General features: G+C 68.1%; 11 protein-coding genes. 4 read left to right on the top strand and 7 right to left on the bottom strand.

Annotation, left to right across the window (positions count from 1 at the left end):
- Window positions 1–145: 145 nt before the first annotated feature.
- Both ACFOMD_RS06620 and ACFOMD_RS06615 read left to right on the top strand, forming a co-directional pair.
- Window positions 146–1765 carry an alkaline phosphatase D family protein gene (locus tag ACFOMD_RS06620; RefSeq protein WP_380858702.1) on the top strand — a complete coding sequence of 540 codons (1620 nt, stop codon included), beginning with the start codon at window positions 146–148 and terminating at the stop codon, window positions 1763–1765.
- A 12-nt stretch (window positions 1766–1777) separates the two neighbouring features.
- The gene (locus tag ACFOMD_RS06615) at window positions 1778–2617 is read left to right on the top strand and encodes a TauD/TfdA dioxygenase family protein (RefSeq protein ID WP_380858699.1); all 840 of its coding nucleotides are present in this window, start codon (window positions 1778–1780) and stop codon (window positions 2615–2617) included.
- Here the strand turns inward: ACFOMD_RS06615 and ACFOMD_RS06610 are convergent.
- The 5 genes from ACFOMD_RS06610 to ACFOMD_RS06590 are packed head-to-tail and all read right to left on the bottom strand — an operon-like array spanning window position 2614 to window position 6249.
- On the bottom strand, window positions 2614–3324 hold the full coding sequence (locus tag ACFOMD_RS06610) for a hypothetical protein (protein ID WP_380858696.1): 711 nt from the start codon (window positions 3322–3324) through the stop codon (window positions 2614–2616). The genes ACFOMD_RS06615 and ACFOMD_RS06610 overlap by 4 nt on opposite strands.
- Window positions 3321–4034 carry a hypothetical protein gene (locus ACFOMD_RS06605; RefSeq protein ID WP_380858693.1) on the bottom strand — a complete coding sequence of 238 codons (714 nt, stop codon included), beginning with the start codon at window positions 4032–4034 and terminating at the stop codon, window positions 3321–3323. The genes ACFOMD_RS06610 and ACFOMD_RS06605 overlap by 4 nt, the downstream gene beginning before the upstream one ends.
- A gap of 5 nt (window positions 4035–4039) precedes the next feature.
- Window positions 4040–5149: an FAD-dependent oxidoreductase gene (locus ACFOMD_RS06600; RefSeq protein WP_380858690.1), complete on the bottom strand. Its 1110-nt coding sequence runs from the start codon at window positions 5147–5149 to the stop codon at window positions 4040–4042.
- An 18-nt stretch (window positions 5150–5167) separates the two neighbouring features.
- Window positions 5168–5737 (bottom strand): DUF7010 family protein, encoded by a 570-nt coding sequence (locus ACFOMD_RS06595; RefSeq protein ID WP_380858687.1) that lies wholly within the window; start codon window positions 5735–5737, stop codon window positions 5168–5170.
- 53 nt (window positions 5738–5790) lie between these two features.
- Window positions 5791–6249 carry an AAC(3)-I family aminoglycoside N-acetyltransferase gene (locus ACFOMD_RS06590; RefSeq protein WP_380858684.1) on the bottom strand — a complete coding sequence of 153 codons (459 nt, stop codon included), beginning with the start codon at window positions 6247–6249 and terminating at the stop codon, window positions 5791–5793.
- A 128-nt stretch (window positions 6250–6377) separates the two neighbouring features.
- On the opposite strand from ACFOMD_RS06590, the gene ACFOMD_RS06585 reads away from it, so the two are divergent.
- On the top strand, window positions 6378–7124 hold the full coding sequence (locus ACFOMD_RS06585) for a hypothetical protein (RefSeq protein WP_380858681.1): 747 nt from the start codon (window positions 6378–6380) through the stop codon (window positions 7122–7124).
- Here ACFOMD_RS06585 and aroB read toward each other — a convergent pair.
- Complete coding sequence (aroB, locus tag ACFOMD_RS06580) at window positions 7121–8227, bottom strand: 3-dehydroquinate synthase (RefSeq protein WP_380858678.1); 1107 nt, start codon at window positions 8225–8227, stop codon at window positions 7121–7123. The genes ACFOMD_RS06585 and aroB overlap by 4 nt on opposite strands.
- The gene (locus tag ACFOMD_RS06575) at window positions 8224–8778 is read right to left on the bottom strand and encodes a shikimate kinase (RefSeq protein WP_380858675.1); all 555 of its coding nucleotides are present in this window, start codon (window positions 8776–8778) and stop codon (window positions 8224–8226) included. The genes aroB and ACFOMD_RS06575 overlap by 4 nt, the downstream gene beginning before the upstream one ends.
- A 75-nt stretch (window positions 8779–8853) precedes the next feature.
- Here ACFOMD_RS06575 and ACFOMD_RS06570 point away from each other — a divergent pair, with 75 nt between their 5' ends.
- Window positions 8854–8994 carry a hypothetical protein gene (locus ACFOMD_RS06570; protein WP_380858672.1) on the top strand — a complete coding sequence of 47 codons (141 nt, stop codon included), beginning with the start codon at window positions 8854–8856 and terminating at the stop codon, window positions 8992–8994.
- Window positions 8995–9157 lie beyond the last annotated feature (163 nt).

The raw sequence follows: 9157 nt of genomic DNA, 5'->3' as shown, positions 1-9157 counted from the left end.
CCCAGCAATAAGTTGGCCGCAGTTTGCCTGAGTGCCACTCACTTGCACACCCTCCAATCCGCGAGCCCAATTCGCAAGTCGTGGCCGAACCGTCACAATCGACGCATAGTGAGGCCCAACGATAATCGGCACGGGGACAGGCTACATGATCGACTTGCGGCGGCGTTCGCTTCTGAAGGGCGGCCTGTTCGGCGCCGGCGCGCTGGCGGCGCCGGCCGCGGCGATCGGCGTGGCGCGCGGCTTCACCCACGGCGTCGCCAGCGGCGAGCCGCGCGCGACGAGCGTGCTGCTGTGGACGCGCTACGTCCCCGCGACGGGCGCCGCCGCGCCGCTGCGTTTCGAGGTCGCCGAGGATCCCGGCTTCGGCCGCATCGTGTCGCGCGGCGAGGCGGTCGCCGAGGCCGGAAACGACTATTGCGCCAAGCCGACCGCCACCGGTCTGACCCCGGGCCGCTGGTATTATTATCGCTTCACCGGGCCGGAAGGCGCGCAGTCGATCGCCGGTCGCACCCGCACCCTGCCCGAAGGTGGCATCCGGTCCTTCCGCATCGCCGCCTTCTCCTGCGCCAACAAGCCGTTCGGCTGGTTCAACGCCTATGCGCACGCCGCGGCGCGCAACGACCTCGATCTCGTCGTCCACCTCGGCGACTATATCTATGAATACCCCCGCGGCGATTATCCGTCGGAGCGCGATGCCCTGGCCGGCCGGCCGATCGCCCCGTCGACCGAGATCGTCCACCTCGCCGACTATCGCGCCCGCTACGCCAGCTACCGCGACGATCCCGACCTGCAGCGGCTCCATCAGCTCTATCCCAGCCTCAACATCTGGGACGATCACGAGATCACCAACGACGCGTGGAAGGGCGGTGCGCAGAACCATCAGCCGGAGACCGAGGGCGACTGGGAGGCACGCAAGACCGCCGCGAAGAAGGCGTTCCGCGAATGGCTGCCGATGTCCGACGCGGACTATGACAGCTACGAGGTCGGCGACCTGCTGACCCTCGTCCGCCTCGAAACGCGCCTCGTCGGCCGCGACGCGCAGCCCGATCTTGCGGGCGCCATCGCCCGTGCGACCGACCTGCAATCGGCGCTGGAATCGTTCCGCGACGGCCCGCTCGCCGACCCCAAGCGCTCGATGATGGGCGCGAAGCAGGAAGCCTGGGTCGGCGATCAGCTCACCCGATCGGTGCGCGGCAACAAGCGCTGGCAGCTCGTCGCGCAGCAGGTGCTGATGGGCGGCCTCACCACCGCGCGCGACGCCAGCGCCGACTGGCTCGGCGAGAACCCGTCGGAGCGCACGCGCTCGCGCTTCACCACCGGCCTCGCCGCGGCCAAGGCCGGCATCCCGTTCAATCCCGACGCCTGGGGCGGCTACCCGGCGGCGCGCGCGCGGCTGCTGTCGCAGGCGCAGAATGCCGGCGCCAATTTCGTCACCATCGCCGGCGACAGCCACAACGCCTGGGCGTTCGACCTCACCAACGACGGCAAGCCGGCGGGCGTCGAGTTCGGCACCAATTCTGTGACCTCGCCGGGCTTCGAATGGTCGCTGCGTGGCGTCGCGCCGACGCGGCTGGCGCAGTCGCTGGTGTCCTCGAACCCCGAGCTCAAATGGTGCGATACCTCGCACCGCGGCTACATGGCGCTGACCTTCACGCCCGACGAAGTGCGCTGCGACTGGCAGCTGCTCGACACCATTCGCGAACGCTCGGCCACTTGTGCTACGAAGACGGCGCGCGTGGCGCACGGGGCGCGACGGATGGGGTGAGCTGATCGCGGGATGAGCGGGTTGCACATCGAACCGACCGGGCAGGTCTGCGGCGCACGCGTCACCGGGCTCGATCTGCACGAACCGATGTCGCCCGACCTCGTCGCCGAGCTACGCGCCGCTTGGGTCGAGCATGCCGTGCTCGCCTTCCCCGACCAGCAGATCGACGATGACGATCTCGAACGCTTCACGCTCGCCTTCGGCCCGTTCGGCGACGACCCGTTCATCGCCTCGGTCCCCGGCCGCCGCCATGTGATCGCGGTCAAGCGCGCTGCTGACGAGACCGCGCCGCTGTTCGCCGAGAATTGGCACAGCGACTGGAGTTTCCAGGCGATCCCGCCCGCCGGCACCTGCCTGCGCTCGATCACCGTGCCGCCCACCGGCGGCCACACCCTGTTCGCCGATCAGCGCGCCGCCTGGGATGAATTGCCCGCTGACTTGAAGGCCCGCTGCGAAGGCGTCACCGCGCTCCATTCGGCGAGCCGCGCCTACGCACCCAGCGGCTTCTACGGCACCGCCGACAAGGGCCGCAGCATGGACATCCGCCCGTCCGAGTCAGCCACCGCCATCCAGCGCCACCCGCTGATCCGCCGCCACCGCGAAAGCGGGCGGCAGGCGATCTACAGCACCATCGGCTACATCGTCGGGCTCGAGGGCACCGACGAGCCCGAGGCGCTACTCGCCGACGTTTATGCGTGGCAGACGCAGGACCGCTTCGTCTACGCCCATGCGTGGGAGCCCGACATGCTGATCATGTGGGACAACCGCTCGCTCCTCCACCGCGCCACCGGCGGCTACGAAGGCCACGCCCGTTTGCTGCACCGAACAACAATCGGCGATACCGAATTTTAGTCGGTCGGCGCTGTACGCTTGCCTGCGCAGGTCGCCGCCCAGTCTTCTGACTCAACCCAGAGGTCATATTCGGGAAGGGCGTCGCATGGCGCATAAGGCTTAATGCTTCGATAGATGAGGCGGCTGAGGTCCGTGTAGTGGCTGACACACAAGCCGACGCCAGAGCTGATCTTCTGTCCGCGAACCCGCTCGAACGCCGTCGCGGCACCGTCAAGGCAACCGCCATAGCCCTTGCCGTTCCAATTGTCGGTTTGCTCGTCGAGCTGTTGCGTCATCCGGCGATAGGCATCGCGCGGCATGGTAAAGCGTGCGGCCGAGAGCAATATCGGCTTGTCGCCGTTCACCGACATCCGCAAGATCTCGCCCGATGCGCGCGGTGCATTGGCAGGGAGGGCGAGCGAAAGAGCATAGCTCTTATCACTGAGCGAGAAGTGCGTGCCGAAGCGGAGAGCATCACGGCCGAGGCTCGGCAGTGGAGGCAACAACGCCAGTTCCTGGGTGAGCGCCTTGCCGGCGGGCAGTGGCCCTTCGCGCGTGCGATTTTCGCGCCGCTGCTCGGCCCAGAGTGCCGCGATGCGGTAAATTTCCGGACCAGCGACCGCGGCCAGCGCGACCAACTCAGCGCAGAAAACAGCGGTCGTCACATAGCCGATGCGATGGAGCCATTTTAGACGCCGGCCGGCGTTGCTTGGTGCGACTGCGCTCATCGGCCGGCGTTCGACAGCGGGGGTGTAGTTTGGTGTGGGCAGTTCATTTTCCACTCCCCAACCTCGCGCCAAGGCTCACCTTCGTTCATCGCCTCACAAGGTACGTTTGCCCTGATGCCCTGATAGACAATCGTGCCGAGGCGGTCGTAGTGCGCCAGGCAAAACCCGCCACCAGATGTCACGCGGTTGCCGCGACCTCGCTCAAAAGCGGTGAAGCGGCCATCGCGCGTCTGACATGCGTTGCCCCACCCCTTGCCGGGCCAGCCATCGGTATGTGCATCAATCTGCTGCATCAGTTTGCGATGGGCTTCGGGCGGCATGGTGAAATGGGCGATTCTGACCGCCTTTTTTGGGTGAGGTTGGGTAAGCACTACTGTGCCGGTCGCTTCGGCGGCCCCGTGGCGCAACGACAGCAGCAGGGCGTGCTGATAATAGCCGGACGCGTCGGTAACAAAGCGCAACGTGTCGCTTCCCGGTTCTACAGTGGGCAACGCGGCCAGATTGTCGGATAGAAACGCGCTTGCTCTCACCGGCCCTTCACGCGTTCGGTTCTCGCGCTTCTGCTCGGCTCGAGATGACAGGTCGCTATAGAATGCCGGTATGCCAAGAGCTGCAATTACAATGGCCTGTAAGGCGATGACGCCCGTCGTGACATAGCCGAAGCCGTGCAACCAATTGAGCCAGCGGGCAGGGGGTGTCTCGCTGCCCACCGCCTTCAGCTTTCGGTTGTGCCTTGGCAGCGAAACCGGCTGAACAGGTCGCGGTGCGCCTCGATGATCCGCGCCGCGGTCGCCGGGTCGGGGTCGGTCGACCAGTTGCCGTGGTCGAAGGTGCCGCCGAGGATCAGGCCGTCGGCGCGCGGGAACATGTAGCCGGCATCGGCGGTCAGCGCGTAAGTTACCTCGGGCTGCGGCAGCAGGATGGCGAGCTGGCCGCGGATCGGCGTCAGCTCGCTGTCGCCGAACAGCTTGCCCGCGCCCAAGCCCGTGCAGTTGAACACCAGTTTCTCGGGCAGCGCGGGGATCTCGGCGGGCGTGTCGAAGCTGCGGATGGCGATTCGGCCGCCCGACACCTCGATGTCCTGCTGCAACTGGCGCAGGAACCGCCCGGTCTCGACGTACATGGTGTCGTAACGGAACAGCCGCTCGATCGGGAACGGATGCTCGCTCGCCGTCAGGCTGCGCGCCGCCGGATGATAGGGATACAGCGCCGCGGTCGGCGGCGGCGCCTCGCCCTCGCTGTAGGTGGTCAGCCAGCGCACGCCATAGTCGTCGCCGATCATGATCTGGAAGCGCCGCCAGCTATAGTCGAGCGCGGCGGCGAACTGCGCGCGAAACTCCGGCGTCACCGCGCTGTCGCGATAGACGCTGAACGGCCCCCATTGCCCGCCGGCGATGTTCGAGGTCGTGTCGGGCGGCAGCGCGGCGGTGTAGATCGTGACGGGGAACCCCGCCTCCTGCACCAGCCGCGCGGTGGTCAGCCCCATGATGCCGGCGCCGATCACTGCCACCGGCCCGCTGTGGCCGGGCAGGCCGAGCTGCGTCGCCAGCTTCGAGCTGCCCCAGCTCAAGGTGATGCCGCCGCCGCCGTGGCCGTAGTTGTGGACGAGCTTCGTCGCGCCCAGCGCCTCGGCGCGCACCACGAACCCCGACGGGCGATAGGGACGCAGGCCCACCACATGGCGGATCACCCGGCTCGGGTCGGCCTGCACGCGCGGCAGGCAGGCCGGCGCCGGGACAATCGGTGAGGGACGGGTGCCCGTCGCCGCGCAGCCCGGAAGCAGCGCGGCGGTCCCGGCGATCAGGCTGCGGCGATCGAGAAGCATCGCCGCTTTTTGACCGAGCTAGGCGGCGGGCACAAGCGCGCTGGACGGCCGCTTCATGAAGGTCAGCGAATAGACATAGGCGACCACCACCACCGCGCAGATCGCCGTCGCGCGGTACGCGTCGGGCGCATAGGCGAAGGCGAGGTAGCAGCCGATGGCGCGCGCCACGGCGTGCCGCATCCCGACCGGGTCGCCCGCCGCCCAGCCATAGGGAATCCAGATGACGCCGGCGAGGATCGCCATGCCGAGCACGACGATCGTCGGATCGCTCGCACCCTTCGCGCCGATGATCACCACCGGCACCGTCACCGCGATGCCCACGACCGAGATCAGGAACAGCTTTACCAGCGGATTGGTCGCGCCGCCCGCGAAGAAGTTGCGCCCCCGCAGCCGGTCGAGACCGATGGCGAGCGGCATGATCAGGCCCATGATGTAGAGCGCCAGCGTGCCGATCGTCGCCGGCGGCAGCCGCAACGCGGCGATTCCGAGCAGGCCCCAGGCAATCATGCCGGCGATCGGCATCGAAGTGGTGCTGCCGGCCAGATAGTCCGCGCGCAGGTCGCGCAGCGAGCGAGTGTCGTCGATCATCGTTCCCCCCGATCAGAAGAGCCGAAGTCTAGACCGCCGCCTGCAATCGGCAACTATGTCTTGCGGAGCGGCGGAATGTCGAAGTGCATCACATCCTCGCGCACCCCGAGCTTGGTGTAGAGCGCCACCGCCGGCGCGTCGCCATAGTCGGCCTGCACATAGATCACCCACGCCCCGCGCCGGGTGGCGATGGCCTGCACCTCGGCGATCAACGCGGTGGCGATGCCACGCCGCCAGTGCGTCTCGCGCACCGCAAGGTCGTAGATGTAGATCTCGCTGCGCGCCTGCTCGAGCTTGTCGAGCTCATAGGCGACCAGCCCGCCGACGACCGCCTCGTCCTCGACCGCCACCAGCGCGATGACATTGTCCTTCGCCAGCGTGCGCGCGGCGTAGCCGTCATCGGGCGGCGCGGCGGCATAATGGTCGGGGTCGTCGAACACCTCGGCGAACAGCGCATTGAGCGCGCGGAAGTCGGGGAGGTCGGTGGCGGTCAGGCGGCGAAAGATCGGCATCGCCCCGATCTAGGATATGCTGAGCCGCCGCGGAAGACCGTCGCTCGCCGACAATCCGCGGTCGTTCATGCCGCGCCGATTCCGCGTTTGCCGCCCACCCGCCTATCCTGCGCGGCAAGGAGAACGAGATGCTGCTGATGATAGCGATAGCCGCGACGCTTCAGGCCGCGCCGATCTACGATTATCGCCGCTCGAACCAGGACGGCAGCGAGGCCGAGCGCATCCTCGTTTTCCTGCCCGATCCCACCCACGTCGAGGTGGTGAAGACGCGCGAGCGCTGCACCAGCGCCGCCTATGTCACCGCCACGATGGCGCCCGATCGCACCTACGCGGCCGAGCTGGTCGCCGGCCGGCTGGAGCGGGACGCGGTGCAGCGCAAGATCGGTGTTCTCGACTATGACGCCGCGACGTCGACCATCCGCGTCACCATCGACGGCCTGCCGAAGCCGGAGACGCTGACCATCACGCCGGGCCCGTGGCACCTGTTCGACTACGACCTCGCCAGCCTGACCGCCGCGCTTGCCGGCCGAACGCCGCCCGCGACGTTGAAGTTCGCGCTGCCTCTGGTGTGGAACGGCGAGCCGCCGCTGCTCCGCGACCTCGGCGTCGTTACCGCCAACCGGGTCCGCAGTGAGCGTTTCGAGGGGCGGGCGGCGGTGCGCTATCAGGTGCGCGGCAGCGGTGCGTTCAAGGGCGGCCCGCTGTGGCTCGACGCGGCCAGCGGCGTCGTGCTCGGCGCCGACTGGCGCTCGCCCAACCATGCCGAATATCGCGACTTCCGGCTGCGGCTGCGCGACGTCCATGGCGGCGGCGCGGCGACATGGAAACGGATGCTGAATTCGCATTTCGCCGGCTGCCCGGCGAAGGCCGACTAGGCTTCGGCCAGCACCTTCGCGAGGAACGCCTCGACGGTCGCCAGCTCCACCTCCTTGGTGGTGAACGCCTGTCCGATGCCGCGCGCAAGGATCAGCCCGAGCCGGCCGCCCTGCATCTTCTTGTCCTGCGTCATGTGCCTGACCAGCGTGGCTGCGTCGGTTGTCAGCCCGATGTCGCGCGGATGCGCCGGCAGCCCGGCGCGGACGATATGCGCCGCGACCCGCTCGGCATCGGCGGCGGGGCAGAGGCCCAGTTCGGCCGACAACCGGAACGCCAGCACCATCCCGCACGCCACCGCCTCGCCGTGCAGCAGCAGGTCGGAGAAACCCGCTTCGCCCTCCAGCGCATGGCCGAAGGTGTGACCTAGGTTGAGCAGGGCGCGCAGCCCCGTCGTCTCATGCTCGTCGGCGGCAACCACTTCGGCCTTGGCGCGAACCGCCGTTTCGATCGCTTTCGCCAACGCGGCGGGGTCGCGCGCCAGCACCGCGTCGAGGTTGGCGTCGCACCAGTCGAAGAAGCCGGCGTCGCCGATCAGCCCGATCTTGACGATCTCGGCATAGCCGGCGCGCAGCTCGCGCATCGGAAGGGTGGCCAGCACGTTCGGGTCGATCAGCACCAGCGACGGCTGGTGGAACGCGCCGATCAGATTCTTCCCCGCCGCGCTGTCGATCGCCGTCTTGCCGCCAACCGAGGAGTCGACTTGGCTCAGCAAGGTCGTCGGCACCTGCACGAAGCGGCAGCCGCGCCGCAGGATCGCCGCAGCAAAGCCGGCGAGGTCGCCGATCACGCCGCCGCCCAGCGCCACGATGAAGTCGCCGCGCTCCACACCGAGCGCCAGCAGCCGATCGGTCAGCAGTGCGAGGTGCGCCCACGACTTGGTCGCCTCGCCCGGCGGCAGGATGATCGCCTCGACTTGGCGGCCGGCGCCTTCCAGCGCCGCGCGCAATGTGTCGAGATGCAGCCCCGCCACCGTTTCGTCGGTCACCACCGCCACCATTGCCCGCCCGCGCATCTCGGCGGTCAGCGCACCGGCTTCGCGCATTGCGCCCGGCGCGATCAGGATCGGGTAGCTGCGCGGCCCCAGCTCGACGGTCAGTTTCAAGGCGTGGTCTCCGGCTGCAGGGCGGCGAGAATCGATTTCACCGTCGCGTCGTGCGGCGCGGGGCGGCTTTCGACATGGATCGGGGCTTGCGCATAGATCGGGTTGCGCTTCTCGGCGAGTTCGGTGAGCACCGCCCGCGCATCGCGACCGGCTAGCAGCGGGCGATGGTCGCGGCGCCCCGTGCGCTCGACCAAGGTGTCGATATCGGCGTCGAGCCAGACGGCAATGGCGCGCTCGAGGATCAGCGCGCGCGTCTCGTCGTTGATGAAGGCGCCGCCGCCCGTCGCGATGATCTTGGGCGTGCCGTCGATCAGCCGCGCGATCACCCGCCGCTCGCCGTCGCGGAAATAGCTTTCGCCATAGCGCTCGAAAATTTCGCTGATCGAAAGCCCCGCGGCATTCTCGATCTCGGTGTCGGCATCGACGAACGGCAGGTTCAGCCGCGCGGCGAGCCTGCGGCCCACCGTCGACTTCCCCACCCCCATCAGCCCGACGAGGACGATCGGGCGGTCGGGCCCCGGGCCCACGGTATCTTTGGCGTCGCGCTCCATCGAAGCAGGGGCTATACACCGCGCGAGCGCCGGGCCAAATCCGTCGCCCCAGTATGCTGTGTAAAAGGTGGGTGAATGGGACGATTGCTGCTTTGGGTGCTGCTCCTCGCGCTGGTCATCGTCGTGGGCGGATCGATCTACATGATGTTCGCCGAACCCGAGGTCGCGCCGCAGCGCGTCGAGAAGATCGTGCCGAATGAAAAGCTGGGTCGATAGGGTGTATCCTCATGCCTGCCGGCCGTCTGGACGGAGCGGATTTGGCCCAGGGCTAGGAACGAGGAAGGGCGCGATGCAGTCGCATCGAGCCCGACGAGCGACGCCGCCATGGGCCAAATCCGCCCGCCGCGAAGCGGTTGTCAGGAGAAGCCCGCTGGTCAGC

It is taken from the genome of Sphingoaurantiacus capsulatus (genome assembly GCF_042648405.1).
In the GTDB taxonomy this organism is placed as follows: Bacteria; Pseudomonadota; Alphaproteobacteria; order Sphingomonadales; family Sphingomonadaceae; genus Sphingoaurantiacus; species Sphingoaurantiacus capsulatus.
The sequence above is the reverse complement of the archived record's forward strand: the minus strand, read 5'-3'. Positions and strand labels throughout refer to the sequence as shown.